This is a genomic window from Streptomyces sp. NPDC041124 (assembly GCF_055592385.1).
This window is the reverse complement of record NZ_JBVIYR010000004.1, coordinates 147,374-173,135: the sequence shown is the minus strand read 5'-3', so window position 1 is coordinate 173,135 and position 25,762 is coordinate 147,374. Positions and strand designations below refer to the sequence as shown.

Here is a 25,762-nt window from a genome sequence, read left to right as displayed (position 1 = left end):
CACCCACGCTCTCTCACCTGTACGGGGTGAGTCCGCCCGGCGCCCGGAGGCGGACCATCGCAGGTACGGGGGGCGCGCGGCCCATGCCGGCCAGGCCATCCGGGGAGCAGCTCATGCGTTACGAGATCCGTGTCGAGGGACATCTCTCGGAACCGCTGATCAGGGTTTTCCCGGAACTCGAGCACGTGACGCTGTCGGGACAGACCCTGCTCTTCGGGCACGTCGTCGACGAGGCGCACTTCTACGGGCTGCTGGCCCGCTGCCAGTCCCTGGGCCTGCGGGTGCTGGAGATGCGCCAGGCGCCGGAGTGACCCCCGGCCGACCGGTCAGCGGCTCTCGGCGCGCACCCGCCCCGACCGGACGGCGGCGCCCAGCGCCTCGAAGTCCCGCTGGTTGAGGTCCGCGTAGTCCTGGGCGAACCCGGTGAGCGCCCGGTCGAAGCGGTCACCGCGGCCCAGGTAGGCGGCGATGGCGACGGGATCACCGGAGCGGGCGTGGGCGCGCGCCAGGCTCGCCCCGCACAGCCGCGCGAACAGCCCCATCAGCGCCGGGGTCATGGTGTCCGGGCGGGCGATGCCCTTCCAGTCGCGCAACTGCCGTACGTAGAAGTCCCGGGGCCTGCCGTCGAGGCCCACGGCGTGCGTCCAGCCGAGCAGGATGTCGCTGGTCGTCTGGATCAGCCGTTGCCCCGCCACCACACGGCGGCCCTGGTTGTCGTGGCGTTCACCGTCGGTGTGCGGGGCGAGCACCGACTCCTGCGCCTCCTTGGCCTGCAACAGCAGGGGATCGTCGTCGTCCCTGCCCAGCAGGAGCACGATCCAGCAGCGGGTGCCGACACTGCCGACGCCCACCACCTTCCGGGCGACGTCGACCAGGTGGTAGCGCCCCAGCAGGTGCCGGCGCTCCGAGGACAGCGAGCGCGCGTAGCCGTCGAGGACCTCGCGCAGCGCCTTCTCCTCCGCGGCGGGGCCGTCCGGCAGGTCCCGCAGCGGGGTGATCAACGGCGGGTCGGCGGCGATGCGCCGCCCCTCGGCCGTGGCGCGGGTGAGCTTCTCGAAGGCCTGGAGGTGGGTGCGGGTGCGGGCCTTGCCGGCCGCCTCGGCGGTACGGCGCCGGGCCTCACGGTCCATCGACGAGGCCATGAGCTCCCGCAGCCGGTCGGCGTCGTCCTGCGCGTACCAGATGTCGAGGGTGCGCATCCCGGCGAACTCCCGCATGCGCCGCCGGTACGCCTCCACGCAGGCGCGTACCGCGTCGTTCTGATCCGCGACCGGGAACCCGTTGGCCCGCCCGGCGATGGCGATGCTCGCCGCCAGCCGCTCGACGTCCCACTCGAAGGGGCCCGCGTGGGTCTCGTCGAAGTCGTTGAGGTCGAAGACGAGGTGGCGCTCCGGGGACGCCAGCAGCCGGAAGTTGAGCAGATGGGCGTCACCGCACAACTGCACCGTCAGACCGGTGTGGGGGAGCGGACCGAGATCCGCCGCCATGATGGCCGCCGCCCCCCGGTAGAAGCGGAACGGGGACTCCAGCATCCGGCCGTGACGGACCGGCACCAGCTCCGGCAGCCGGGTCGCGGACTGCCGCTCGATCACGTCGACGGGGTCCGGCCGGCCCGGGGCGGCCTCGAACGAGCCGTGGGACGAGCGGGGGACGCGCTTGCGGGCGTTCCTGCCGTGTGCGGCACGCTCGGCCGGGGACGGGAAGGCGTGGTACGGGCTCGGTACGGTCATCGCTGTCTCCCGCCTGCACCGCGAACCGCGAACGACGGCTGCTCGCCGTCATCCCATCGTCCCCCCGCCCCGGCCGGATCACCCGTCGAGGGTGACCCCGCGACGGGGCCCGGACGGAAGGCTGGCCGTGCGCCCGCGGGGCGCCCCCCGCGAGGGAAGGAGGAGTCATGTCCGTGACACGCGGTACGGCCCCCGGAGCCGGTCCGGAACCCCTGGCCGGCGGCCCCGCCGGGATCCTGGCGGCGCTCGGGCGCTCCTGGCAGTGGATCCTCGCCTCCGCGGTCGCCACCCTGGTGCCGGGCGTCATCGTGCTGGTGTGGCCGGACACCACCCTGCACGTCCTCGCCGTGCTCGTCGGCCTGTACCTGCTGGTGACGGGGGTCATCCGGTTCGTCGGCGTCCTCGGCCGCGAGGAGCAGGGCGAACGGCTGCCCGGGCTCCTCCTCGCCGTGCTGTTCGTGCTGGCCGGAGTGCTGTGCCTGCGCAACCCGCTGCAGACCGTCGCCGCCCTCTCCCTGATCGTCGGGGTGGTCTGGCTGGTGTCGGGGATGCTCACCCTCTTCACCGCCCTCGCCTCGCGCGACCTGCCGCACCGCGGTGTCGTCATCGGCGCCGCGCTGCTCGCCGTGGTGGCGGGCATCGTCGTCCTGGCCCTGCCCGCCGAATCGGCCCGGGCACTGACCCGGCTCCTGGGCCTGTGGCTCGTCCTCCTCGGACTGGTCGAGGCGGCCGTCGCCGTCGCCTGGCGCTCCGCCCTGTCCCGGGCCGGCGTCACGGGAACGGCCCGCGGCCCCGCCCGGACCGGCTGAACCCCGCTCCTCACCCGGGGCGGTTCACCCGCCCCGGGTGAGGCGGCACCCCCCTGCCGCGCACACCCTGAAGTCGGCACACGACGACGTCGGGCACGGACGGCCCGGAACGGAGGACGAGATGAGTGGGGCGACCTACCTCGCGTACGACTTTCCCCTGCTGAGCGCCTTCTGGACCCTGCTGGTGTTCTTCCTGTGGATCATGTGGTTCATCCTGCTCTTCCGGGTCGTCATGGACATCTTCCGCGACGACGACCTGAGCGGCTGGGGAAAGGCCGGCTGGCTGGCGTTCACGATCGTCCTGCCCTTCCTGGGCGTTCTGGTCTACGTGATCGCCCGCGGCAAGAACATGGGACGCCGTGAGATCGCGCAGGCGCGCGCCCAGCAGGACGCGCTGGACAGCTACGTCCGGGAGACCGCCAAGGGCGCGGCCGGACGGACCAGCAGCGTCGACGAACTCGCCCGGCTGTCCGAGATCAAGGCCCGCGGCGACATCTCGGACGACGAGTTCCGCAGGGCGAAGGAGCTGGTCCTCAGCGGCCACGGCTCGTCGGAGCACTCGAAGCCGTTCGCCTCGTCCACGGGGCGCTGACCGTACGCCCCCGGCCGCCGGACGAACCGGACGAACCGGGCGGACCGGATCGACCGTACGAACCGAATCGAGGCAACGGAATGGCAGCCACACACCCGACACACGGAGCGCACGGTGCGACCGGCGCCAAGGCGCCGCCGGCGCGGCGGCAGTGGGCGGAAGGGCTGACGGTCTTCGCCGCCGTCTCGCTCATGATCGTGGGAGTGCTGGACATCCTGCGGGGCATCATGGGCATCGCCGAGGACGACGTCTTCGTGTCGACACAGAACTACGTCTTCGAGTTCGACCTCACCACCTGGGGCTGGACCCATCTGGCGCTCGGCGCGCTGGCGGTGCTCGTCAGCCTCGGCCTGGTACGCGGAGCGATGTGGGCCCGGGTCGCCGGAGTGACGATCGCCGGTCTCCTCATCATCGCCAACTTCCTGTCCCTGCCGTACTACCCGGTGTGGTCCGTGGTGATGATCGCCTTCTCCGGGTTCATCATCTGGGCGCTGTGCGTGTCGCGTTCGGGTTCCCGGTCCGAGCGCTGAGCCGAAGGCGCCATGTCGCGGACCGTCGCCCGCGGGGACGTGGCGCGGGCGCGACTGGCGCTGTGCGCCCTCGCCGCCGCCGTGCTGGTCCCGCTCGTCGCCGCCGGGTTGCGGGGCGTGCTCTGGGCGCTGCTCGGCCTCGCCGGACTGGCGGTGGCGGCGGTGGGACTGTGGTGGACGCTCGCCCACGCCGGGGCGGTGCGGACCCTGGGCGCGCTCCTGTGCGTGACCGCGCCCCTGACGGTCCTGGCCCTGTACGCCGCGGGCGGAATGCTGGGGCCGGCCGCCCTGTCCCTGGCCCTGTGGCTGCTCGCCGTGGGCGCGGCCCGTACGGCGGTGGCGCCCGTGCCCGCCAGGCCGGTGCCCGCCCCGCCGCCGGCCCGTCCCTGGGCCGTGATGAACCCGCGCTCGGGCGGAGGCAAGGTCGACCGCTTCCGGCTGGCGGAGCGGGCGCGTCGGGCGGGCGTCCGGGTGGTGCCGCTCGGCGCCGGGCACCAGGACGTGGCCGCCCTCGCCGAGGACGCCGTCCGCGACGGGGCGGACCTGCTGGCGGTGGCCGGCGGGGACGGCACGCAGGCCCTGGTGGCCGAGGTGGCCGCCCGGCACGACCTGCCGTTCCTGGTGATCCCGGCCGGCACCCGCAACCACTTCGCCCTCGACCTCGGACTCGACCGGAACGATCCGGCGAAGGCCCTCGACGCCCTCGCCGACGGCGTCGAACTCCGCGTCGACCTGGGCTTCGCCGCCGGGCGGGTGTTCGTCAACAACGCCTCCTTCGGCACGTACGCGGCCGTCGTCGGGGAGCCCGCCTACCGGGACGACAAGACCCGGACCACCCTCCGGACGCTCCCCGGGCTGCTGTCCGGCCCGTCGGCGCACCGGCTGCGCATGACGGCCGGCGGGAGCCGGGCGGAGGGGTTGCAGGCCGTGCTGGTCAGCAACAACCCCTACCCGCGGGCGGTCGACGCGGCCCGGCCGGGGCGCCGCGAGCGGCTGGACTCCGGACGGCTCGGCGTGGTCGCGGTGCGTGTGCGGGGAGCGGCAGGGGCCGCCGGCCTGGCGCGCGGCCCGCGCGCGGCCGGGCTGCTGCGGCTGACCGCCGGGGAAGTGGTCGTCGAGGCGGACACGCCGACCGTCCCCGCCGGCGTCGACGGGGAGCACGTCCTGCTGCCGGCCCCGGTGGTGTGCCGGATCGACCCCGGAGCGCTCCGCGTGCGCGTTCCGCGCGCGGTGGCGAGTGGACGGCACCGGAGCGGGGCACCCGACTGGCCGCGGGTGGCCGCGCTCGCGCTGGGACGGCGGGACGGCGGTCCCTGACACGGCGGTCCGTGACACGGCGGTCGCGCCGACGACCGGGAAGGCGGTGGACATGTGCCGTTGGCTGGCCTATTCGGGCACTCCGATCATGCTCGACACCCTCCTCTACAAGCCGGCCCACTCGCTGATCGACCAGAGCCTGCACGCCAAGATGGGCGTGGAGACCACCAACGGTGACGGGTTCGGCGTCGGCTGGTACGGGGCGGACAGCGACAGTCCCGCGGTCGTCCGCGACATCGGGCCCGCCTGGAGCGACCGCAACCTTCGGGAGATCGCCCGGCACGTGGTCTCGCCGCTGTTCTTCGGCCACATCAGGGCCTCCACGGGGACGGCCGTGCAGCAGACCAACTGCCATCCGTTCCGCCACGGGCCCTGGATGTGGATGCACAACGGCGCGATCGAGGGCTTCCACCTCACCCGGCGGGACCTCGCGATGTCCGTCGACCCGGGACTGTTCGCCGACATCGAGGGGTCCACGGACTCCGAGATGATGTTCTACCTGACGCTGTCCCTCGGTCTGGAGGAGGACCCGCCGCGTGCCGTCGCCCGCATGGCCGGCCTGGTGGAACGCACCGGGCGCGCGCACGGCGTGGAGTTCCCCCTGCAGATGACGGTCGCGGTGACCGACGGCACGCGGCTGTGGGCGTTCCGCTACTCCAGCCAGAAGCGGTCGCGCTCGCTCTTCTACAGCACCCGCGTGGAGACCCTGCGCTCCCTCCACCCGGACCTGGACTTCCTGCGCGGTGCCTCCGACGACACGCGCCTCATCGTCTCCGAACCCCTGGGAGACCTGCCCGGCGCCTGGAACGCCGTACCGGAGGGGGCGTACGGCGTCGTTCAGCCGGAGGGCGACAGGATGGCCGACTTCACGCCGCAGGCCGCATAGGGGCCCGCCCCCGCCGCACCGGCAGACCCACGGCCCCGGACGAGAGGGCCGGCAGCACGGGTGGACGGCAGCCCCTGGTCGGCGTCCGCCCACCGCATCCAAGGAGTGTCATGGGCACCAGCGACGTCGGCTCGCACGAGCACCGGACGCAGACCCTGGTCGTCCTCGGCGCGAACGGCGACCTCGCCGCCCGGCTTCTCCTGCCGGGGCTCGGCGGGCTGGTCGCCGCCTCGTCGCTGGACGGCCTCCACCTCGTCGGCAGCGACCGGGGCGACGGAAGCGACGAGGCGTGGCGGACGCTCGTCGCCGGGGCGTTCGCCGAGGGCGGCGCGAGCGGGGCGGCCGTCGACGCCGTCGTCCGCGACGCCCGCTACGTGGCAGCCGACGCCACCGACGAGGACGGTCTGCGCCGCCTGCTGGAGTACCGCCGCGGCCGCCTCACGCTGTACTTCGCGCTGCCGGCGGCCGTCACGGTCGAGGCGTGCCGGGCACTGTCCCGGATCGGTGTGCCGGAGGGGACCCGGCTGGTGCTGGAGAAGCCCTTCGGGACCGACGCGGCCAGTGCCGGCGCCCTCAACGACCTGCTGCACGGCTTCGTGCCGGAGGACCACGTCCACCGCGTCGACCACTTCCTCGGCATGTCGACGGTGCTCAACATCCTCGGCATCCGCTTCGCCAACCGGGTGATCGAACCGCTGCTGACGTCGGAACACGTGGCCGCGGTCGACATCGTGTTCGACGAGGCGCTCGGCCTGGAGGGCCGCGCCGGCTTCTACGACGTGACCGGAGCCCTGCGCGACATGCTGCAGAGCCATCTGCTCCAGGTGCTGGCGCTGGTGGCGATGCCCGCGCCGAGCACCCTCGACCCGCTGGACGTGCGGGACGCCAAGGCGCACGTCCTGCGCGCCACCCACGTCCGGGAACACGACCCCGGGCGATTCAGCCGTCGCGCCCGCTACACCGCCGGCACCGTCGACGGCCGCTCGCTGCCCTCCTACACCGACGAGCCGGGCATCGACCCGGCCCGCGAGACCGAGACGCTGGCCGAGATCGTGCTGGCCGTCGACACCTGGCGGTGGGCCGGCGTGCCGTTCCGGGTCCGCTCGGGCAAGGCGATCGGATCGCCCCGGCAGGAGGTCACCTTCTGGTTCAAGGCACCCCAGCACGTCCCCGACGGGCTCACCGGTGCGGTCCGGGGCAACCGGCTGCGCATCGGCATCGGGCCGCGCAGGCTCCGGCTGGACCTCAACGTCAACGGCCCCGGCGACCCGTCCACCCTCTCCCCGGTGTCGCTCGACGCCGGCTTCAGCCCGGGCGAACTGCTCGAGTACGGCGAGGTCCTCCGGGGCGTCCTGGAGGACGTCAAGCCCCTGTCGGTGCGGGACGACATGTCGGTGGAGTCCTGGCGCATCGTCGAGCCGGTGCTGGACGCGTGGCGCGACGGCCGTGTCCCGCTGGACGAGTACCCGGCCGGAAGCTCCGGCCCGGCGGGCTGGGAGGGCGATGGGCGGTAGCGGGACGGGCTCGAACACACCCCGTAGGCGTTCACCCGAGCCGGGTGAAGGCGAGGAGCGCCGCGTCGTCCTGGAGGCGTCCGCCGGTGTGCCGCAGCACGGCGGTGAGGAGGGCGTCGAGCACCGTCTCCGGATCGGGCGGCAGGGGCCGGGACAGCACCGGTACGGGGTCGAAGAAGAGACCCTCCTCGTCGCGGGCCTCGTCGATGCCGTCGGTGAACACCACCACGGTGGCGCCGACGGGCAGGCCGAAGACGTCGACCGGAACGCCGTCGCCGCCGAGGGCGCCCAGGCCCAGGGGCAGCGACGGCGCGGCCGGCTCCAGGGCGTGGACGGTGCCGTCGTGGACCAGCAGCGGCGGCTCGTGGCCCCGGTTGGCGACCCGCAGTTCGGACCGGCCCGGGGGGAGCTCGGCGACTACGGCGGTGGCGAACGCCTCGGCCTCCGCGCCGGTCGTCTGCGCGGTGCCCGCCTGGAGGCGGTTCTCCAGCTGCCGGACGACCCCCGCCAGGTCCGGCTGGTGGTCGCAGGCCTCGCGGAAGGCACCGAGCAGGGCGTTGACCGTGCGGACCGCCTGGAGTCCCTTGCCGCGCACGTCGGCGAGGAGGATCCGCACGCCGTGCGGCGTCTCGTGGACCGCGAAGAGGTCCCCGCCGATGGCGGCCTCCTCGTGGGCGACCTCGTACCGGGAGGCCACGGCCAGCCGCCCCACCCGCCCGGGCAGCTCCGGGAGGACGGCGCGCTGCACGGCGGCGGCCACCTCGCGGCTCGTCCGCAGCTGCCGCCGGTCGCGCGCCAGCAGCACGTTGAGCACCGCCGCGACGACGGTGAGGAGGATCAGACTGGTGAACGGGACGAGGTCGCCCCCGGTGGGCTCCCTCTCGATGTACACCAGGGCCAGTCCGGCGACGTTCGCCGCCACCCCGGTGGCGATCGTCCCGCGCAGGGAGAGCAGGGGCGCGGCCACTCCGGGGGCGGCCGCGAGCAGGGGGAACACATTGGTGCTCCTCGGGATGAGGAGGTCGATCATGAACGCGCCCACGATCACGGCGGCGGGCAGCCACCGCAGCCGCTGCCGCCGCTCTTCCGCTTTCCTCTGGTGCTCGGGCATTCATGTCCCCGGATCGGCCGGCAGGGGGTCTACCGCGTGATGGCGGACCGCTCCAGATCGCGCAGCGCGGCCACGACGCGGTCGGTGATCTCCTCCGGGGTGCCCGACACGTCCACCGTGACACCCGCCTCGTCCGGCTCCAGCGGCTCGAGCTCGGCGAGCTGGGAGTCCAGCAGTTGCCGGCGCATGAAGTGCCCCTGCCGGCGCGCCAGCCGCTCCTCGATCAGCTCCCGGTCGCCGGTGAGGTGCGCGAACACGATCCCGGGAGCCGCAGCCCGCACCCGGTCGCGGTACGCCCTGTGCAGCGCGGAGCCGCTGATCACCCCGCCGAGCCCGGCCCGCCCGCGCGCCCACGCCCCGATCCGGTCCAGCCAGGGCTCCCGGTCGGCGTCCGTGAGCGGCACACCGGAGGACATCTTGGCGACGGCCGCCCGCGTGTGGAAGTCGTCGCCCTCGGCGTACGGAACACCGAGCCGGGCCGCCAGCAGGACACCGATGGTGGTCTTGCCCGTACCGGTGACGCCCATGACCGCCACGACCCGGGGGCCGCGCCCGCTTCCCTGTGCCATGCCGCGATCCTCTCAGGGAACCGGCACGGCGGCAGTCCGGGAGCGGCACGGCGGGACCCTGCCCGCCCCCGTCCGCCGGACCGGACACTTCGGCCGTCACCGAAGCGTCCCGCTCGTAGCGTGACCGCATGAACGAGAGCACGCAGACCGCAAGCCCCTCCGCGGCCGTCACCGGCATGGTCGACCACGTCCTCGCGCTGGCCGCCACCTGGACCCGCTGGAACGGCGAACCCGTGCACGCCGACGGCCGCGTCCACACCCCGCACAAGGCGATCCGCCGTGTCACCGACCACCTCATCGACCATCTCGCGGAGATGGAGGCCCGCCTCGCCGGCGAACAGCCGCAGCCCGACCACTGGCACGCCTCCACGATCACCACCGGGGCCGATCTCGCCCCCTTCACCCCGCAGGACCTCGACGAGGCCCGCAGCCGCCTCACCCGGCTCGCCCGCATCTGGGCCGCGCGCCTCGACGTGCTCACCGGCGAACAGCTCGACGACTCGCCCGGCGAGGGCTGGAGTTTCCGCGAACTCGCCCGCCACGTCCACGAGTCCGTCTACTACGCCGACGCCGTGGGGGACCTCTCGTAACCGTCTCCGCCGGTCTCCACCGCGCGGGCGACGCGGGCCACGAAGGGTCCCGGGGTCCGGGCGGAATCCCCGGCTCGTCGCGGGGGCCGGGCGAGCCGCCGTGTCCGGGGCAGACGGCGCTCACCCGATGGTCGTTCAACGTTCACGCGGTTCCTCGATCCTCGACGCCGCGGCGCGCTCGCGCCGCGGCGTCGAGGAGACAGGCACACCATGGGGCACGGGCACGCACACGGACCGCATCACCACCACGGACACGACCACCGGCACGAGGCGACGGCGCCCCTGCCCGCAGCCTTCGACACCTCGGTGCCCGACGAGGCGCTGAACCCCGAGCAGAAGTCCCGCCGCACGCTGCTGCGCCGGGCCGGGCTGCTCGGCGCGGGGCTCGCGGCCGGCACCGTCCTGTCCGCCGGGGCCGGTGCGGCCACCCCGGCACACGCGGCGGGCGACAGCCGTCGCGGCAGCGGCAGCGGCAAGGGCAAGGGCTTCCTGTGGCTCGCGGGTGACCACCACATCCACACGCAGTACAGCAGCGACGGCAAGTACCGCGTCGTCGACCAGGTCCGCCAGGGCGCCCGGCACGGCATGGACTGGCTGGTCATCACCGACCACGGCAGCACCACCCACGCGAAGATCGGCGTGGAGAAGGTCAACCCGGACATCAAGGAGGCCCGCGCCGCCTACGGCGACACCCTGGTCTTCCAGGGGCTGGAGTGGAACATCCCGGCCGCCGAGCACGGCACCGTCTTCGTCCACCCGGGCCGCCACGAGGTCGCCGTCCTCAAGCAGTTCGAGACCGACTACGACGGCGGCGTCAAGGGCGCCGGCGACTCCACGCCCGCCAACGAGGCACTCGCCGTCGCCGGCCTGAACTTCCTCGCCGACCAGGTGAGGAGACGCAAGGTCGAGGACGCCCTGATGCTCGCCAACCACCCCTCGCGCAAGGGCATCGACTCCCCGCACGAGATCCGCGCCTGGCGCGACGCCACCGGCACCGGCCGGCAGATCGCCGTCGGCTTCGAGGGCGCCCCAGGCCACCAGGCCGCGGGCCTGCCGAAGCCGCTCGGCATGGGCCGCGCGCGCGGCATCTACGACGGCAGCCCCGGCGCCAACTCCTTCCCCGGCTACCCGCTGGAGAGCTACCGCACCTGGGGCGGCTTCGACTGGATGACCGCCACCGTCGGCGGTCTGTGGGACAGCCTGCTCGCCGAGGGCCGCCCCTGGTGGATCACCGCCAACTCCGACTCCCACCAGGTCTACGCCGACACCGCCGTCCGCGGCCCGGGCGGCGACTTCGCCACCGACGGCCGCTACCCCGACCCCGTCTACGGCGGGCGGATCGACGTCACCGAGGGCGACTACTGGCCCGGCCAGTACAGCCGCACCCACGTCGGCGCCGCCGGCTTCTCCTACGCCGCCGTCATGGACGGCATCCGCGCCGGCCGCATCTGGGTCGACCACGGACAGCTCATCGGCGGCCTCGACGTCCGGGTCTTCGGCGGTGGCCGCTGGGCCACCCTCGGCGGCGCCCTGCACGTCCGCAAGGGCACCAGGGTCACGCTGACCGCGGACATCGCCCTCGCCGGCGGCAACAACTGGGCCGGCTTCACCCCCAAGCTCGCCCGCGTGGACGTCATCCAGGGCGAGGTGACCGGACCGGTCGCCGACAGGGACACGTTCACCGCGCCCACCGCGAACGTCGCCCGCTCGTACGACGTCGACAAGTCGGCCGGCACCGTCCGCGTCACCTTCGACCTCGGCCGCGTCGACCGTCCGGTGTACGTCCGGCTGCGCGGCACCGACGGCAACCGGAGCGCCGTCGGCGCGATGGGCGCGAAGGTCGACCCGGCGGGCCCCGCCCTCGACGTCGTCGGCGACGCCGACCCGTGGCGCGACCTGTGGTTCTACTCCAACCCGGTGTGGGTCCTGCCGTCGTGACCCCGTACACCGTCACCGTGGACGCGGGTATCCGGGACCTGCTCGCCGCCGACCGCCTGCTGCACCGGATGGCCGCCGAACTCGTCCTCCCCGAGGACACCTTCGGCTGCACCCACCTCGTGCGTGACGACCGTCCGCGCGTCGTGGTGTCGCTGTCCCTGCCCGTGCGGCCGCTCCCGGACTCCGTCCGGGAGCGCCTCGCGGGCTACGGCGCCGTCTTCCCGGGCCTGCCCGACGCGGTGGGCCGTGCGGTGCTCTACCCGGGCGCCTGCGCCCTCACCGGCACGACGACCGTCGCGGAGCTGCTCGCGGGCTCCGCGATCGACCGCGTGACGGTGCTGGGCACGCCCGGGCCTCCGGCGCCGGAGACCCGCGTGGTGACCCGCGACCACGTACGGCCGCAGTGGCAGGGCGGCGAACTCGTCCTCGCCGCCACCCCGGCCCTGGGCGGCACCCTCGTGCCGTTCGAGGCCCCGGACCCCACGCCCTGCTGCGCGGACCACTGAGCCGGGTCAGCCGCGCGGCTCCGAGAAGACGAAGGAGAACTCCGTGGGCTCGGCGCACCGGCCGGACGCGCGGGGCCGGCCCGTCGGGGTCAGTCGCCCAGGACGTCCCGGACGAAGGCGTTGGTGAACGTGCCGGCCGGGTCCAGCTCACGCACCAGCGCCCGGAAGTCGTGCAGGCGCGGGTAGCGCGCCTGCAGCTCCGCCGCCGGTGTGGTGAACACCTTCCCCCAGTGCGGCCGCGCGCCGTACGGTGCCAGCGCCTCCTCCACCCGCGTCACCACGGGCAGCACGGTCCGGGTGTCCTCGACCCAGGTGAAGTGGACGGCCACCGTGTCCCGGCCGTACGCGGGGCCGAGCCACTGGTCGTCGGCGGCGACGGTGCGCACCTCGCAGGTCTGCAGCACCGGGGCGACGGTCTCCCGGACCGCGTCCAGCGCCCGCAGCGCGCCGATGGCCGATGCGCGCGGCAGCAGGTACTCCGACTGGAGCTCCGCCCCGCTGCTCGGCGTGAACTCCGCCCGGAAGTGCGGCAGTCGCTCGTGCCAGGGCCCCGGCACCCCGAACTGCTCCGTGCAGTTCACCGCCGGCATCCCCGGCACCGGGTGCATCTTCTCGGCGGCGGGCGGGGCCCAGGGGAAGTCCATCAGCGGCTGGTCGGTGCGCCGCTTCACCCACACCTGGCCGAAGCCCGGCTTGCGCCAGTCGGTGAACAGGCTCACGCTGTACGCCGCCGACATCACCGCTTCGAACACGGCGGCGTCCAGCCCTTCCAGGGGCAGCTCGGTGAACACGTACTGCTCCACCTCGAACGCCGGCTCCAGGTCCAGCGTGAGCGCGGTGACCACGCCGAGCGCGCCCAGCGAGGTGACCGCACCGCCGAACCGCTCGTCGCCGCGCGCCAGGGTCACCGCCGAGCCGTCCGCCGTGACCAGGTCGACCGCGCGCACGGACGAGGCGAGCGGACCGTTGCCGACCCCGGAGCCGTGGGTACCGGTGGCGACCGAGCCGGCCACCGAGATGTGCGGCAGTGACGCCATGTTCGCCAGCGCCAGCCCCTGCCGGTGCACCTCCCGTGCCAGCTCCGCGTACCGCACGCCGCCCCCGACCCGTACCGTCCGGGCGGTCGTGTCCACGTCGATCCCGGGCGGCAGCGCGCCGAGGGAGAGGAGGACACCGTCCTCGCCGGGCTCGGCGATCTCGTTGAAGGAGTGCCCGCTGCCGAGGACGCGCACGCGCGCACTCCCGGCGACCAGATCCCGCAGCGCGTCCAGGCTCCGCGGGCGGTGCGGCTCCCCGGCGGCGAACGTGATGTTGCCCGCCCAGTTGGTGACGCTCTCGGCCATCCCTCCACCTTCCCTGCCCCCGGGGCCGGAAGAGACCCCGGTCGGAACCTATCCCGGGAGTGACCCACGCCATGTGGGGGGACCCGCCACCACGGATGTCCGGCCGGGGGCATACCGTGAGGAGTCGTACGTCCGAACCGGGAGGAGAACACGGGATGGGCAGCCGTACCGCGCTGGTCGAGGATCTGATGGAGCGGTTCCCGCACGTGCCGCGCGAGGCCGTCTTCAAGGAGGACCTGCTGCGCGGCGGTGTGGCCTTCGATCCGTCCGCGCTCAGCGACAACGAGAGCGGCGAGGTCAAACCGAAGTCGTACTTCATCTTCTCCTTCGACCACGGCACCCTGCCCGAGCTGGGCGAGGCCGCGCTGCGGCGCCCGCCGGAGGAGATCATCCTCACGGGAGGTCCGTACGACCTGCGCCGCACGGTGGTGTCGGTGCGGGTGAACCCCGCCTCCCCCTACCGGGTCGCCGCCGACGAGCACGGCGTGCTCGGCCTCTACCTCGACGGCAGGCGGATCTCCGACGTCGGCGTGCCGCCCATGCCCGAGTACTACCGGCACACCCTCTCCAGCGGGAAGTCCGTCATGGAGGTCGCCCCCACCATCCAGTGGGGCTACCTGATCTACCTGACGGTCTTCCGGGTCTGCCAGTACTTCGGCGCCAAGGAGGAGTGCCAGTACTGCGACATCAATCACAACTGGCGCCAGCACAAGGCGGCCGGCCGGCCCTACACCGGCGTGAAGGACGTCGAGGAGGTGCTGGAGGCCCTGGAGATCATCGACCGGTACGACACGGCGAAGGCCTCCACCGCCTACACCCTCACCGGCGGCGCCATCACCAAGACCGTCTCCGGACGCGACGAGGCCGACTTCTACGGCCACTACGCCAAGGCCATCGAGGAGCGCTTCCCCGGCCGCTGGATCGGCAAGGTCGTCGCCCAGGCGCTGCCCCGCGACGACGTGCAGCGCTTCAAGGACTACGGCGTGCAGATCTACCACCCCAACTACGAGGTGTGGGACGAGTACCTCTTCAAGATCTTCTGCCCGGGCAAGGAGCGCTACGTCGGCCGTGACGAGTGGCACCGGCGCGTCCTGGACTCCGCGGACGTCTTCGGCGCGCGCAACGTGATCCCCAACTTCGTGGCGGGCGTGGAGATGGCCGAGCCGTTCGGCTTCAAGACGGTCGACGAGGCCATCGCCTCCACCACCGAGGGGCTGCGCTTCTTCATGTCGCACGGCATCACGCCCCGCTTCACCACCTGGTGCCCCGAGCCCACCACCCCGCTCGGCAAGGCCAACCCGCAGGGCGCCCCGCTGGAGTACCACATCCGGCTGCTCCAGGCCTACCGGCAGACGATGGAGGACTTCGGTCTCTCCTCGCCCCCCGGCTACGGGCCGCCCGGACCCGGCCAGGCGGTGTTCTCGGTCAGCTCCTTCATGGACAGCCTGCCCGCGCAGGACGCCGCGGACGCCGCGGACGGCACGGGGACCGCGGAGGCCGCGGAGACCGTCTGAGACATCGGAGGGCCGTCGTCGAACGGCCGTCGAAGAGGAATCGGGAAGGCCGGAACCGAGACGTTCCGGCCTTCCTTGCGTATTGTCCACGCGAGGGGTTGCCGCGCGGCCACGGAAAGTGAAGGCAGCGCTTGTCAGTTGTGTCGACGACGTGAAAAGCTCTCGTCCACCTCCGCGAGGTTCCCCAAACTCCACTGCCAATAAGGCGAGTTGACCTCGTTCGTGGATGCAGGAGCCTCATGCCCGACCTGCCGAGCCCTCAGGACGCCACCGAAGCGGTCCTGTTCACCGAGTGCTGGGACGCGGTGCTCTCCTACGCCGACCTGTGCACGGCGGGATCCGCCGCCACCGCTGAACTGGCCCGCGAGGCATTCACCCAGGGCATAGGAGAACTGCGCGCCGCCGAGACCGGCTCCCCGCGCGGAACCGGCCGCCGCTCCGCCCGGCTGCCCCGGATACCCCTGCTGCTGACCGCCGTCCGCACCACCGCGGCCGCCTGGGAGGAAGCCGGACAGGGACACAAGCTCGACCCCGACCTCCGCCTGTGGCTGCACTCCGGGCAGGCCGCCCGCTACACCGGGCCGCCGCTGCAACGCCCGGTCGCCGTACGCGGGTTGCGCGACCTCCAGCAGGCGGACGCGGAACTGCTGTGGCTGGCCGAGGTGGAGGCGCTGCCCCTGCCCCTGGTCGCCCGCCGGCTCGGCCTCGACCCCGACACGGTCACCGACGAACTCGCCCAGGTCGGCCTCCTGTTCCGCGACCGCTGCCACCGCAACCACCTCGACTCCCCGCTCGACGCCGAGTGCCGCAGCTACGCCCGGCTCCTCGACGCCGTCACCCGCTCGCCGGCCGCCGACACCCCCGGCGACCTCTCCCGGCACCTCGCCACCTGCCACCCGTGCGCCGAGGCTGCCGCCTGTCTGCGGCTGCACGGCGGAGGCCTGCCCGGCGCACTGGCCGGCGGGGTGATCGGCTGGGGCGGCCTCGCCTACCTGGAACGCCGCCGCCGCGCCGCCGAGGTCCGGCTCGGAGCCGGACGCCCGGACCGGCCCGACGGCGACGACCCGTCAAACGGCGACGGCGGGAACCGCGTCGCCCGGCACGGGCTGCTGGCCGCCGCCGCCCTCGTCTCCCTCCTCGCGCTCGCGGTCTCCCTGATGCCGTTCGGGGACGGTGCCGCCGAGAGCGCCGCCCGCCCCGACACCGACCGCCCGCCGGCGGCCGACTCCGGCCCCTCCCTGCCGCCCGCCCCCACCGCCGAGCCGGACGACACCGCCCCCGGATCCCCGGGCCCGTCAGCCGGGCGCACCCCCGAGCGCACCCCGGAAGGGACGCACCCCGACCCCGAACCCCAGGGCACCTCGTCCGCCACCGCCGCGCCCGAGACCACCGCCGCCCGCGGCGGCCCCGCCCCCTGCCGGGTCGACTACGCCCTCGTCAACCAGTGGCCCGACGGCTTCCAGGCCACCGTCACCGTGACCGCGCCGCACCCGCTCGACTCCTGGCGCGTCGGCTTCACCTTCCCGGACGGCCAGCGCATCACCCAGGCGTGGGACGCCTCCGCGGACCAGGACGGCTCCCGCGTCACCGCCACCCCCGCCGACTACAACAAGACGGTCGCGGCCGGCGGCACACTCGCCTTCGGCTTCCTCGCCTCCTGGCACGGCACCAACACCCCGCCGACCGGCTTCACCCTCAACGGCCGCACCTGCGTGACGGCGTGAGGCGGGCCCCCGGACGGCACGGCATGACACCGGCGTCAGGAAAAACCGGTTGACGGGCCGGGACGCCCACGGGCTACTCTGACCACGGATCGCACGGCGGCCATCCGCCGCCGTACCGGAACTCCGAGCACCGAGGAGGTGTCGAACGATGACTGTCGCCACGCCGGGCGCTGCCCGCGCCCACGCATCCGTCACGTCCACCTCCGTGGCCACCGGCTGACCTCACCTTTTCCTGTCCGCGTACGCCTGCCGCGTCCGTGTGACCGCCGGGGCCGCCCACCCGAAGGGTCACCCCCTTGAGTTCCCTCTCCCCGTCCTCCGCGCTCGCCCCGTACGGCTGGGACGACGCATGGGCCGAACAGTTCGCCCCCTACGACGCCGAAGGGCTCCTGCCCGGACGCGTGGTCCGCGTCGACCGCGGCCAGTGCGACGTCGTCACCGCCGACGGGCTGCTGCGCGCCGACACCGCCTTCGTCACCCCGCACGACCCCCTGCGGGTCGTGTGCACGGGCGACTGGGTCGCCGTCGAACCCGGCGGCAACCCCCGCTACGTACGCGCCTGCCTGCCCCGCCGGACCGCCTTCGTGCGCTCCACCTCCTCCAAGCGGTCCGAGGGGCAGATCCTCGCCGCCAACGTCGACCACGCCGTCGTCGCCGTCTCCCTCGCCGCCGAACTCGACCTGGCCCGGATCGAACGGTTCCTCGCGCTCGCCTGGGAGTCCGGGGCGCAGCCGGTGGTCGTGCTCACCAAGGCCGACCTGGTGCCGGACGCCGCCACCCGGGGGCATCTCGTCCACGACGTGGAGACCAGCGCCCCCGGCGTGCCGGTGATCACCGTCAGCGCCAGGGACGGCGACGGCATCGACGTCCTCGCCGCCGTCACCGCCGGCGGCACCACGGTGCTGCTCGGACAGTCCGGTGCCGGCAAGTCCACCCTGGCCAACGCGCTCCTCGGCGAGGACGTGATGGACGTCCGGGCGGTCCGGGACGTCGACGGCAAGGGCCGCCACACCACGACCACCCGCAACCTGCTGGTGCTGCCCGGCGGGGGAGTCCTCATCGACACCCCGGGGCTGCGGGGCGTCGGACTGTGGGACGCCGGAACCGGCGTGGGCCAGGTGTTCGCCGAGATCGAGGAGCTCGCCGGGAACTGCCGCTTCCACGACTGCGCCCACGAGAGCGAGCCCGGCTGCGCGGTCCTCGAAGCCGTCGAGACCGGTGAGCTGCCGCAGCGCCGCCTGGACAGCTACCGCAAGCTGCTCCGCGAGAACCAGTACATCGTCGCCAAGACCGACGCCCGGGTGCGCGCGGAGATCCGCAAGGACTGGAAGCGCAAGGGCGCCATCGGCAGGGCGGCGATGGAGGCCAAGCGGGGCCGTCTCCGGTAGCCCACCGCCATGTCCGATTTCCGCCAGCCGGGAGCCCCCGGCCGGCGGAGACTGGACGGTGTGAAGGACGACGACAGCAGGTACGAGGCGGTGCGCAGCCGGGACGCCCGGTTCGACGGGGCGTTCTTCTTCGCCGTGGCGACGACCGGCATCTACTGCCGGCCCAGCTGCCCCGCCGTCACCCCCAAACGGCCCAACGTGCGGTTCTTCCCGACCGCTGCCGCCGCGCAGGGCTCCGGGTTCCGGGCCTGCCGGCGGTGCCGCCCGGACGCCGTGCCCGGCTCCGCCGAGTGGAACGTACGGGCCGACGTCGTGGGCCGGGCCGTACGGCTGATCGCCGACGGCGTCGTCGACCGCGAGGGCGTCGCCGGGCTCGCCGCCCGCCTCGGCTACAGCGCCCGCCAGGTGCAGCGCCAGCTCACCGGCGAACTCGGCGCGGGACCCGTCGCACTGGCCCGGGCCCAGCGGGCGCACGCCGCGCGCGTGCTCCTGCAGACCACCGGCCTGCCGGTCACCGAGATCGCCTTCGCCGCGGGATTCGCCAGCGTGCGGCAGTTCAACGACACGGTGCGCGCCGTGTACGCCACCACGCCCAGCGCACTGCGCGCCTCCGCGCCGTCCCACCGGGCCCGGGCACGCGGCGGCACCCCCTCCGCCGGGATCCCCCTGCGGCTCGCCCACCGCGGCCCCTACCGGGCGGGGCCCGTCCTGGACCTGCTGGAGCGGGAGGCCGTCCCGGGCGTCGAGGAGGTCGGCGGCACCCCCGGCGCCCGCACCTACCGGCGCACCCTGCGCCTCCCGCACGGCACCGGCATCGCCGCCGTCGACGAGCGCACGCACACCGGTTCCGGCGCCCACGCCGGGGGCTGGCTGGACGCCCGGCTCCACCTCACCGACCTGCGCGACCTGACCACCGCCGTCCAGCGACTGCGGCGGCTGTTCGACCTGGACGCCGACCCGTACGCCGTCGACGAACGCCTCGGCGCCTTCACCCGGCTCGCCCCGCTGGTCGCCGCCCGGCCCGGCCTGCGCTCCCCGGGAGCCGCCGACCCCGACGAACTGGCGGTGCGCGCGCTGGTGGGCCGCGAGGAGGCCGCGGAGCTGGTCCGGCGCTACGGCAAGAGGCTCGACGCCCCCTGCGGGAGTCTCACCCACCTGTTCCCCGAACCCGGCGTCCTCGCCGGGGCCGAGCCGCACGGCACGCTCGGCGCGCTCACCGCCGCCCTCGCCGACGGCACGGTACGCCTCGGTCCCGGCGCCGACCGGGACGCCGCCCGGGACGCCCTCGCCGCCGTCCCCGGCCTCGACGACCGTACGATCGCGGCGATCCGCACCCGTGCCCTCGGCGACCCGGACGTGGCCCCGCCCGGTCCGGACGTCCCCGACAGCTGGCGCCCCTGGCGCTCGTACGCCCTGAACCACCTGCGTGCCGCAGGGGAGTTGGAGTGATGATGGACACCGTGACGTACTGGACGCGGGTCGACAGCCCCGTCGGGCCGCTGCTGCTCACCGCCGCCCCGACCGGTGAGCTGACCTCGCTCTCCGTGCCCGGCCAGAAGGGCGGGCGCACCGTGCTCGACGACTGGCGGCGCGACGCGGGGCCGTTCCGCGAGGCCGAGCGGCAGCTCGCCGCGTACTTCGCCGGGGAGCTCAGGGAGTTCCGGCTGGCCACGAGCGCCGTCGGCACACCCTTCCGCGAGAAGGTGTGGGCCGCGCTCGACGACGTCCCCTACGGGGCGACCGTCTCCTACGGTGAGATCGCGGCGCGGATCGGCGCGTCCCGGCCCGCCGTACGCGCCGTGGGCGGCGCGATCGGCGCCAACCCGCTGCTCATCGTCCGCCCCTGCCACCGGGTGATCGGCTCCGACGGCTCACTCACCGGGTACGCGGGCGGCCTGGAGCGGAAGGTGCGGCTGCTGACCCACGAGGGTGCGCTGAGGTCCTGAGCACCTGCCCCGGCCCTGAGCACGTGCTCCGGCGAGCCCGTCAGCTCCAGAACACCGCTCCCAGCCAGGCCGCCGCGATCAGCTGGCAGGCGAACAGTTCCGTCAGCAGGCTCCAGCCGCCCGAACGCATCGCCGTGCGCGTCGCCGCGACCGCCTCGCCGCGACGGCCCAGGCGGATCCGCTCATGGAGGTAGATCCCGGCGAGGAACCCCGGGACCGCGCCGACCACGGGCAGCAGCACGAAACCCAGGAACGAGCCGCAGCCCCCGTACGCCAGCATCCGCGTGTCGGCGCCGCCCGCGCGGAGCCGGCGCGGCGGCAGGGCCCAGCGCGCCACCTGCGACAGCAACAGCACCGCGGTCGCCCCCACGCACACCCACCACGCGACGGGCCGGGGGTCCTTCAGCGCCCACCACAGGACCGCGGCCCACACCAGCCACGACCCGGGCACTCCTGGCAGCAGCACTCCGCACAGGCCGAGCAGGAGCACCAGTCCGGCCAGCAGGAGGTCCCACGCTCCCATCTGTCCAGGGTGCAGGAGGCGGGGGAGGGCTGCACCACGGGAGGCCGCGCGGCCGCCCGCCCCGAGGCCGTTCCGCCTCCCGTCGCACAGCCGCCCCGCCCTTCACCCGAGCGGCCCTCCGGCGCGCGGCCACGGGCGGGGATTTTCCGGATGCGCCGTTTTCATCCGGCCCGCCGGGGCGAGAATGGGGGGCATGAGTCAGCAGGGGGGAAGGCCCACCGGTCCTGAGGACGACTGGTGGGCACAGCTCTACGACGACGCCGCCGGCGACACGGGTCCCGCCCCGGCGCCCGATTCCCTGGACGACCGTTTCGCCTCGGCGTCCGGCACGCTGGACTCCGGCCGGCCGACCCCGCCGCCCTCCGTGAGGAGAGTCCCCCCGCCCCGCCACGCCCCTACGTCCCGCGCCCCGTGGGAGCCCCCGCCCGCCGCCCCCACACCCCCGGTCACCTTCCCCCCGAAGCCCCCTCGCCCGCCCACCCCGCAGCACCCGCAGGCCGCGCCGCCCCCGGTCACCCCGCAGCACCCGCAGGCCGCGACCCCCGACACCGCGCGAAAACCCGGCCGGGCCACCCCGCACCACTCCGACCCAGCCGCACCGACCGACGCCGGCCGGGACGCCCGGCAGGGCGTGGACGGAGACGCCCCACGGGACACCCGCCGGGACGTCCCGGCGGGCACCGGTGGTCCGAGGGGGGCTTCTCCCTCCCCGCCACCCATGGCCTTCGGCACGTGGACGCCCTTCCCCGACCCGGCCGCCGACGAGCGGGGACCCGCCACCCCCGTGCCCGCGGACGCGCCGCCACCCGCCGACCCGCGCGTCGCCCCCCGCCCGGCGCCCCCCTCCCGCGGCCACGTCGGCTCCCGGCCGCCCACCTACGACGCGGAACCCACCGCGCTCCCCGAGGCCGACCCCGACGAACTGGACGGCCTGGTACCGGACACCGTGCTGGAGGGCGCCCGGTACGGCGCCTGCACCCTGCGCGCCGCCTCCGTACGCGGGGACTCCGCGCGCTACCGGGGCGAATCCCGGCGCGACGCCCTGCTGACCGCCCGGTTCGGCTCGGGCGAGCGGGCCCTGCTCCTGGTGGCCCTGGCGACCGGCACCCGTGCCGCACCCGGGGCGCACCTGGCCGCCGCGGAGGTCTGCCGCTGGATCGGCCGGGAGGTGGGGCGCAGCCACGCCCGCCTCGTCGACGACATCAGGGCCGCCCGGCGCGGCGAGCTCAAGTCGGGCCTGCACCGGCTCACCGACCGCAGCCTCGGCAGGCTCCGCGCCGGCGCCGCCGAACAGGGCCTCGCACCCGACGCCTACGCGGCCACCCTGCGCGTCCTGCTGCTGCCCGCCGACCCCGAGTGCCGCACCCGGGTCTTCTTCGGGGTCGGTCCCGGCGGGCTGTTCCGGCTGCGGGACGGCGAGTGGCAGGACATCGAACCCGAGGCCGCCGAGGTCAGGGGTGAACCCGTCCTCGGTTTCGGCTCACCGCCCTCCGAGACGCCCGGCGGCGACCGCCTCACCATGGACCTGGGCATCCCCACGCCCCCGAGCCCTTACGAGCCCGCCCCCGAACCACCCCGCGAGCCCTTCCGCTTCCGCACCTCCGTAGCCCGCCCGGGTGACACCCTGCTGATGTGCGGCACCGGCCTCGCCGACCCGATGCGGGGCGAGCCGGAACTCCGTGCCCACCTGTCCGACCGGTGGAACCGGCCCGAACCGCCCGGCCTCGCCGCCTTCCTCGCCGACACCCAGGTGCGGGTCAAGGGGTACGCGGACGACCGTACGGCGGTCGCCGTTTGGGAGGCGTGAGCGCGCCCGGTGTGACTTCATGGAACCCGTCAGGCATCTTCGGCACCGGAGGGGCAGACGGAACCCATGGCCAAACAGAACATCGCGGAACAGTTCGTCGACATCCTCACCCGCGCGGGAGTCAAACGCCTCTACGGCGTCGTCGGGGACAGTCTCAACCCGGTCGTGGACGCCGTGCGCCGCAACTCCGCCATCGACTGGGTCCACGTCCGGCACGAGGAGACCGCCGCCTTCGCCGCCGGAGCCGAGGCGCAGGTCACCGGGAAGCTCGCCGCCTGCGCCGGCTCCTGCGGCCCCGGCAACCTGCACCTCATCAACGGCCTCTACGACGCCCACCGCTCCATGGCCCCGGTCCTCGCCCTCGCCTCGCACATCCCCTCCAGCGAGATCGGCCTCGGCTACTTCCAGGAGACCCATCCCGACCATCTGTTCCGCGAGTGCAGCCACTACAGCGAGCTGATCTCCAGCCCGAAGCAGATGCCCCGGCTGCTGGACACCGCCATCCAGCACGCGGTCGGCCGCTCCGGCGTCAGCGTCGTCTCCCTCCCCGGCGACCTCGCCGACGAGCCCGCCCCGGACCAGGCCCCCGAGACCGCCCTGGTCACCTCCCGGCCCACGGTCCGCCCCGGCGACGACGAGATCGACCGCCTCATCGACATGATCGACCGGGCCGAGAAGGTCACCCTGTTCTGCGGCGCCGGGACCAAGGGCGCGCACGCGGAGGTCATGGAGTTCGCCGGGAAGATCAAGGCCCCGGTCGGGCACGCCCTGCGCGGCAAGGAATGGATCCAGTACGACAACCCGTACGACGTCGGTATGAGCGGGCTGCTCGGCTACGGTGCCGCCTACGAGGCCACCCACGAGTGCGACCTGCTGATCCTGCTCGGCACCGACTTCCCGTACAACGCCTTCCTCCCCGGCGGCGACGTGAAGGTCGTCCAGGTCGACGTGCGGCCCGAGATCATCGGCCGGCGCTCCAAGCTGGACCTCGCCGTGTGGGGGGACGTGAAGGAGACCCTGCGCTGTCTGACACCCCGGGTCCGGGCCAAGGACAACCGCAAGTTCCTCGACCGCATGCTGAAGAAGCACGCGGAGGCGCTCGAGGGCGTGGTCAAGGCGTACACGCGGAAGGTGGAGAAGCACGTACCGATCCATCCCGAGTACGTGGCGTCGGTACTGGACGAGATGGCCGACGACGACGCGGTGTTCACCGTCGACACCGGCATGTGCAACGTCTGGGCGGCCCGCTACATCTCGCCCAACGGCCGCCGCAGGGTGATCGGTTCCTTCTCGCACGGCTCGATGGCCAACGCGCTGCCGATGGCGATCGGGGCGCAGTTCACCGACCGGGGCCGGCAGGTCGTGTCGATGTCCGGCGACGGCGGGTTCACCATGCTGATGGGCGACTTCCTCACCCTCGTGCAGTACGACCTGCCGGTGAAGGTCATTCTGTTCAACAACTCCTCTCTCAGCATGGTGGAGTTGGAGATGCTGGTCGCGGGCCTGCCCTCGCACGGCACCGCCATGAAGAACCCCGACTTCGCCGCCGTCGCCCGCGCCTGCGGCGCCTACGGGGTGCGGGTGGAGAAGCCGAAGGACCTCACCGGGGCGCTGAAGTCGGCGTTCAAGCACAAGGGTCCGGCCCTCGTCGACGTCGTCACCGACCCCAACGCGCTGTCCATCCCGCCGAAGATCAGCAAGGAGATGGTGACCGGCTTCGCCCTGTCCGCCTCCAAGATGGTGCTGGACGGCGGAGTCGGCCGGATGGCGCAGATGGCCCGCTCGAACCTGCGCAACGTGCCCCGGCCGTAGGGCGGTTCACTTCACGCGTGGCCGCCAGCCGCGTGCGGAGGTGTCGTACTCGTAGTGGGGCAGGCCCTCGATGCCGCTGGTGCGGAAGGGACGCCCGCGGTCGTCGACGCGGACCGTGCCGGTGCGGCCCTGCGAGGACCAGTCCAGCTCCAGGTACCAGCGGCAGTCGCAGCGGGCGGTCCGGGCGGTGACCAGCAGCACCTCCGGGTCGCTGGCGGAGACGCTGTAGGGCATCCTCACGGCCGGGATCGGGGTGCCGGCGTCGTTCCCGGCGACCGCGCGGGCGACGGGCCGGTCCTTGTCCAGGTCCACGTCGAAGGACCGGGGGGTGAGCGCCGCGCCGCAGCCCTGGTCCATGGCGTAGGCGTTCCCGGAGGCGGGTGCGGTGCGGCCGGTCACCCGCACCCGCAGCGCGGTGAGGACGACGGCCGTCCCGGACGTCCCCTGGACCGACAGTTCCACCCGTGTCTCGCCCCCGTGCACGGCCGCCTGCGTTCCCGCCCAGGTCCGGGCGTCCTGCGGTGCCGGGGGCGGGGGGACCAGGCCGGGGGGTTTGGCGACGACGTAGTCATGACCGCACCCGTACGCCCACACGTGGGAGTCGACGGACCAGGCGAGGGGCGGCGATCCGGCGGGTGCCCGCCCCTCGGACTCCGGCGGGGCGGACGAGGCGCCCCGGCCGCCGGGGGAAGTGGGGGCATCCTTCCGCGGCGCGGAGGCGGCGGCGGAACCCGGGGAGGAGGACGGCGAGGGGGTACGGCCGCGGGGCGGGGCCGCGGGAGCGGTCGCCGTGGGGTCGGCCGAGGGCGCACCGGGGATCTTCCCCCCGGCGGTCGTCTCCCGGTCCTCCGGCAGCGCGGACAGACTCCCCACGGTCGCCAGCAGTGCGCACACGGCGGCCAGGGCGACGGCCACCCGCTTCCGTCGCCGGTACCAGGGCCGCCGGCCCTCCGCCCCCTGCGGCAGGGGGCCGCTCACGGCCTCCGCACCGGCCGGGGAAGCGCCCGCGGGCGGGTCGACGCACCCCGAGCCCGGCCCTGCGGCCCGCCCGGGGCGACGTGACGGATCGTCGGCGGCGCCACCGGTGGCCGAATCCGGACGGGCCGGCGCGCCCGGACCGGAGGGCGAAGCCGGGCGGGGGTGCGGGTCCGGACCGGGGTGCGAAACCGGGCGGGGGCGCGAGTCCGGGTGGGACGGCGCGTCAGGACCGGACGGCGCGTCCGGGTCGCGGTCCGGGCCCGCCGGTGCTTCCGTCGTCTCCCCCGCGCCCGCCGGGCGGTCCGTGCCACGTGGCTGCCGGCGGGCTTCCAGCGCGCGCAGCCAGTGGCGGTGGAGGTCGAGGCGTTCCTCGCCCGACGCGCCGCAGAGGGCGGCGAAGCGCTCCACGGGCGCGAAGTCGACGGGAACCGCCTCGCCCGCGCAATAGCGGTGCAGTGTCGAGGTGTTCATGTTCAGGCGGCGGGCCAGCGAGCCGTAGCTGCGGTCCGTGCGTTCCTTCAGCGTCCGCAGCAGTGCCGCGAATTCACTCACGTCGTCCTGTGCCGACACCGACACCGCCACCCCGCACTCGCTCCGACCCCGGACCGGGCCCCGGGACGGTGTCCCAGGCTCCC

General features: G+C 74.2%; 23 protein-coding genes. 17 read left to right on the top strand and 6 right to left on the bottom strand.

The features are described from left to right. Positions 1–113: 113 nt before the first annotated feature. On the top strand, positions 114–311 hold the full coding sequence (locus ACZ6A9_RS12495; protein WP_466426614.1) for a hypothetical protein: 198 nt from the start codon (positions 114–116) through the stop codon (positions 309–311). A gap of 15 nt (positions 312–326) precedes the next feature. On the opposite strand, the gene ACZ6A9_RS12490 is transcribed toward ACZ6A9_RS12495, so the two are convergent. Next, a complete protein-coding gene (locus ACZ6A9_RS12490; RefSeq protein WP_468983424.1) occupies positions 327–1,730 on the bottom strand; it encodes a DUF2252 domain-containing protein in 1,404 nt (467 codons plus the stop codon). A gap of 167 nt (positions 1,731–1,897) precedes the next feature. Between ACZ6A9_RS12490 and ACZ6A9_RS12485 the strand changes: the two genes are divergently transcribed. From ACZ6A9_RS12485 to ACZ6A9_RS12460, 6 genes are all read left to right on the top strand, one after another. After that, complete coding sequence (locus tag ACZ6A9_RS12485) at positions 1,898–2,539, top strand: HdeD family acid-resistance protein (protein ID WP_468983421.1); 642 nt, start codon at positions 1,898–1,900, stop codon at positions 2,537–2,539. Positions 2,540–2,660: 121 nt separating this feature from the next. Beyond that, the gene (locus ACZ6A9_RS12480) at positions 2,661–3,131 is read left to right on the top strand and encodes an SHOCT domain-containing protein (protein WP_468983419.1); all 471 of its coding nucleotides are present in this window, start codon (positions 2,661–2,663) and stop codon (positions 3,129–3,131) included. Between the two features lie 80 nt (positions 3,132–3,211). Continuing rightward, the gene (locus ACZ6A9_RS12475; protein ID WP_468983417.1) at positions 3,212–3,661 is read left to right on the top strand and encodes a DUF7144 family membrane protein; all 450 of its coding nucleotides are present in this window, start codon (positions 3,212–3,214) and stop codon (positions 3,659–3,661) included. A gap of 12 nt (positions 3,662–3,673) precedes the next feature. After that, the gene (locus tag ACZ6A9_RS12470) at positions 3,674–4,978 is read left to right on the top strand and encodes a diacylglycerol/lipid kinase family protein (protein WP_468983414.1); all 1,305 of its coding nucleotides are present in this window, start codon (positions 3,674–3,676) and stop codon (positions 4,976–4,978) included. Between the two features lie 52 nt (positions 4,979–5,030). After that, positions 5,031–5,864 (top strand): class II glutamine amidotransferase, encoded by an 834-nt coding sequence (locus ACZ6A9_RS12465; RefSeq protein ID WP_468983412.1) that lies wholly within the window; start codon positions 5,031–5,033, stop codon positions 5,862–5,864. Between the two features lie 110 nt (positions 5,865–5,974). Then, positions 5,975–7,378: a glucose-6-phosphate dehydrogenase gene (locus tag ACZ6A9_RS12460; RefSeq protein ID WP_468983410.1), complete on the top strand. Its 1,404-nt coding sequence runs from the start codon at positions 5,975–5,977 to the stop codon at positions 7,376–7,378. Positions 7,379–7,409: 31 nt separating this feature from the next. Here ACZ6A9_RS12460 and ACZ6A9_RS12455 read toward each other — a convergent pair whose 3' ends face one another. Then, positions 7,410–8,489: a PP2C family protein-serine/threonine phosphatase gene (locus tag ACZ6A9_RS12455; protein ID WP_468983407.1), complete on the bottom strand. Its 1,080-nt coding sequence runs from the start codon at positions 8,487–8,489 to the stop codon at positions 7,410–7,412. A gap of 29 nt (positions 8,490–8,518) precedes the next feature. Then, positions 8,519–9,058, bottom strand: a complete 540-nt coding sequence (locus ACZ6A9_RS12450) for a gluconokinase (protein WP_468983405.1) — start codon at positions 9,056–9,058, stop codon at positions 8,519–8,521. 128 nt (positions 9,059–9,186) lie between these two features. Between ACZ6A9_RS12450 and ACZ6A9_RS12445 the strand changes: the two genes are divergently transcribed. The 3 genes from ACZ6A9_RS12445 (at position 9,187) to ACZ6A9_RS12435 (ending at position 12,092) form a co-directional block, all read left to right on the top strand. Then, a complete protein-coding gene (locus ACZ6A9_RS12445; RefSeq protein ID WP_468983403.1) occupies positions 9,187–9,648 on the top strand; it encodes a hypothetical protein in 462 nt (153 codons plus the stop codon). 210 nt (positions 9,649–9,858) lie between these two features. Continuing rightward, complete coding sequence (locus tag ACZ6A9_RS12440; RefSeq protein WP_468983401.1) at positions 9,859–11,586, top strand: PHP domain-containing protein; 1,728 nt, start codon at positions 9,859–9,861, stop codon at positions 11,584–11,586. Beyond that, on the top strand, positions 11,583–12,092 hold the full coding sequence (locus tag ACZ6A9_RS12435; RefSeq protein ID WP_468983399.1) for a hypothetical protein: 510 nt from the start codon (positions 11,583–11,585) through the stop codon (positions 12,090–12,092). Before ACZ6A9_RS12440 ends, ACZ6A9_RS12435 begins: the two co-directional genes overlap by 4 nt. An 89-nt stretch (positions 12,093–12,181) precedes the next feature. On the opposite strand, the gene ACZ6A9_RS12430 is transcribed toward ACZ6A9_RS12435, so the two are convergent. Beyond that, positions 12,182–13,435 (bottom strand): D-arabinono-1,4-lactone oxidase, encoded by a 1,254-nt coding sequence (locus ACZ6A9_RS12430; RefSeq protein WP_468983396.1) that lies wholly within the window; start codon positions 13,433–13,435, stop codon positions 12,182–12,184. Positions 13,436–13,590: 155 nt separating this feature from the next. Between ACZ6A9_RS12430 and ACZ6A9_RS12425 the strand changes: the two genes are divergently transcribed. The 5 genes from ACZ6A9_RS12425 (at position 13,591) to ACZ6A9_RS12405 (ending at position 20,007) form a co-directional block, all read left to right on the top strand. Further along, positions 13,591–14,949 carry a radical SAM protein gene (locus ACZ6A9_RS12425; protein ID WP_468983394.1) on the top strand — a complete coding sequence of 453 codons (1,359 nt, stop codon included), beginning with the start codon at positions 13,591–13,593 and terminating at the stop codon, positions 14,947–14,949. 239 nt (positions 14,950–15,188) lie between these two features. Continuing rightward, on the top strand, positions 15,189–16,673 hold the full coding sequence (locus tag ACZ6A9_RS12420; RefSeq protein WP_468983391.1) for a cellulose binding domain-containing protein: 1,485 nt from the start codon (positions 15,189–15,191) through the stop codon (positions 16,671–16,673). 296 nt (positions 16,674–16,969) lie between these two features. Beyond that, positions 16,970–18,061 carry a ribosome small subunit-dependent GTPase A gene (gene rsgA / locus ACZ6A9_RS12415; protein ID WP_468983388.1) on the top strand — a complete coding sequence of 364 codons (1,092 nt, stop codon included), beginning with the start codon at positions 16,970–16,972 and terminating at the stop codon, positions 18,059–18,061. Positions 18,062–18,070: 9 nt separating this feature from the next. Continuing rightward, the gene (locus ACZ6A9_RS12410) at positions 18,071–19,510 is read left to right on the top strand and encodes an AlkA N-terminal domain-containing protein (RefSeq protein ID WP_468983386.1); all 1,440 of its coding nucleotides are present in this window, start codon (positions 18,071–18,073) and stop codon (positions 19,508–19,510) included. A 2-nt stretch (positions 19,511–19,512) separates the two neighbouring features. Continuing rightward, the gene (locus tag ACZ6A9_RS12405; protein WP_468984580.1) at positions 19,513–20,007 is read left to right on the top strand and encodes a methylated-DNA--[protein]-cysteine S-methyltransferase; all 495 of its coding nucleotides are present in this window, start codon (positions 19,513–19,515) and stop codon (positions 20,005–20,007) included. A gap of 40 nt (positions 20,008–20,047) precedes the next feature. Here ACZ6A9_RS12405 and ACZ6A9_RS12400 read toward each other — a convergent pair whose 3' ends face one another. Next, complete coding sequence (locus tag ACZ6A9_RS12400) at positions 20,048–20,530, bottom strand: DUF456 domain-containing protein (RefSeq protein WP_468983384.1); 483 nt, start codon at positions 20,528–20,530, stop codon at positions 20,048–20,050. A gap of 193 nt (positions 20,531–20,723) precedes the next feature. Here ACZ6A9_RS12400 and ACZ6A9_RS12395 point away from each other — a divergent pair, with 193 nt between their 5' ends. Both ACZ6A9_RS12395 and ACZ6A9_RS12390 read left to right on the top strand, forming a co-directional pair. Then, positions 20,724–22,337 (top strand): protein phosphatase 2C domain-containing protein, encoded by a 1,614-nt coding sequence (locus ACZ6A9_RS12395; RefSeq protein WP_468983381.1) that lies wholly within the window; start codon positions 20,724–20,726, stop codon positions 22,335–22,337. Positions 22,338–22,403: 66 nt separating this feature from the next. Next, on the top strand, positions 22,404–24,149 hold the full coding sequence (locus tag ACZ6A9_RS12390; protein WP_468983378.1) for a pyruvate dehydrogenase: 1,746 nt from the start codon (positions 22,404–22,406) through the stop codon (positions 24,147–24,149). Positions 24,150–24,155: 6 nt separating this feature from the next. Here the strand turns inward: ACZ6A9_RS12390 and ACZ6A9_RS12385 are convergent, their stop codons facing one another. Next, positions 24,156–25,679: a helix-turn-helix domain-containing protein gene (locus tag ACZ6A9_RS12385; protein ID WP_468983376.1), complete on the bottom strand. Its 1,524-nt coding sequence runs from the start codon at positions 25,677–25,679 to the stop codon at positions 24,156–24,158. Positions 25,680–25,762 lie beyond the last annotated feature (83 nt).

Excerpts from the sequence above, each read along its gene's own strand:
- ACZ6A9_RS12460 (WP_468983410.1), top strand. The coding sequence starts at position 5,975 with ATGGGCACCAGCGACGTCGGCTCGCACGAGCACCGGACGCAGACCCTG.
- ACZ6A9_RS12465 (WP_468983412.1), top strand. The coding sequence starts at position 5,031 with ATGTGCCGTTGGCTGGCCTATTCGGGCACTCCGATCATGCTCGACACC.
- ACZ6A9_RS12455 (WP_468983407.1), bottom strand. The coding sequence starts at position 8,489 with ATGCCCGAGCACCAGAGGAAAGCGGAAGAGCGGCGGCAGCGGCTGCGG.
- ACZ6A9_RS12430 (WP_468983396.1), bottom strand. The coding sequence starts at position 13,435 with ATGGCCGAGAGCGTCACCAACTGGGCGGGCAACATCACGTTCGCCGCC.
- ACZ6A9_RS12400 (WP_468983384.1), bottom strand. The coding sequence starts at position 20,530 with ATGGGAGCGTGGGACCTCCTGCTGGCCGGACTGGTGCTCCTGCTCGGC.
- ACZ6A9_RS12475 (WP_468983417.1), top strand. The coding sequence starts at position 3,212 with ATGGCAGCCACACACCCGACACACGGAGCGCACGGTGCGACCGGCGCC.
- ACZ6A9_RS12440 (WP_468983401.1), top strand. The coding sequence starts at position 9,859 with ATGGGGCACGGGCACGCACACGGACCGCATCACCACCACGGACACGAC.
- ACZ6A9_RS12425 (WP_468983394.1), top strand. The coding sequence starts at position 13,591 with ATGGGCAGCCGTACCGCGCTGGTCGAGGATCTGATGGAGCGGTTCCCG.
- ACZ6A9_RS12495 (WP_466426614.1), top strand. The coding sequence starts at position 114 with ATGCGTTACGAGATCCGTGTCGAGGGACATCTCTCGGAACCGCTGATC.
- ACZ6A9_RS12480 (WP_468983419.1), top strand. The coding sequence starts at position 2,661 with ATGAGTGGGGCGACCTACCTCGCGTACGACTTTCCCCTGCTGAGCGCC.
- ACZ6A9_RS12470 (WP_468983414.1), top strand. The coding sequence starts at position 3,674 with ATGTCGCGGACCGTCGCCCGCGGGGACGTGGCGCGGGCGCGACTGGCG.
- ACZ6A9_RS12390 (WP_468983378.1), top strand. The coding sequence starts at position 22,404 with ATGGCCAAACAGAACATCGCGGAACAGTTCGTCGACATCCTCACCCGC.
- ACZ6A9_RS12450 (WP_468983405.1), bottom strand. The coding sequence starts at position 9,058 with ATGGCACAGGGAAGCGGGCGCGGCCCCCGGGTCGTGGCGGTCATGGGC.
- ACZ6A9_RS12420 (WP_468983391.1), top strand. The coding sequence starts at position 15,189 with ATGCCCGACCTGCCGAGCCCTCAGGACGCCACCGAAGCGGTCCTGTTC.
- ACZ6A9_RS12445 (WP_468983403.1), top strand. The coding sequence starts at position 9,187 with ATGAACGAGAGCACGCAGACCGCAAGCCCCTCCGCGGCCGTCACCGGC.
- ACZ6A9_RS12395 (WP_468983381.1), top strand. The coding sequence starts at position 20,724 with ATGAGTCAGCAGGGGGGAAGGCCCACCGGTCCTGAGGACGACTGGTGG.
- ACZ6A9_RS12490 (WP_468983424.1), bottom strand. The coding sequence starts at position 1,730 with ATGACCGTACCGAGCCCGTACCACGCCTTCCCGTCCCCGGCCGAGCGT.
- ACZ6A9_RS12405 (WP_468984580.1), top strand. The coding sequence starts at position 19,513 with ATGGACACCGTGACGTACTGGACGCGGGTCGACAGCCCCGTCGGGCCG.
- ACZ6A9_RS12485 (WP_468983421.1), top strand. The coding sequence starts at position 1,898 with ATGTCCGTGACACGCGGTACGGCCCCCGGAGCCGGTCCGGAACCCCTG.
- ACZ6A9_RS12410 (WP_468983386.1), top strand. The coding sequence starts at position 18,071 with ATGTCCGATTTCCGCCAGCCGGGAGCCCCCGGCCGGCGGAGACTGGAC.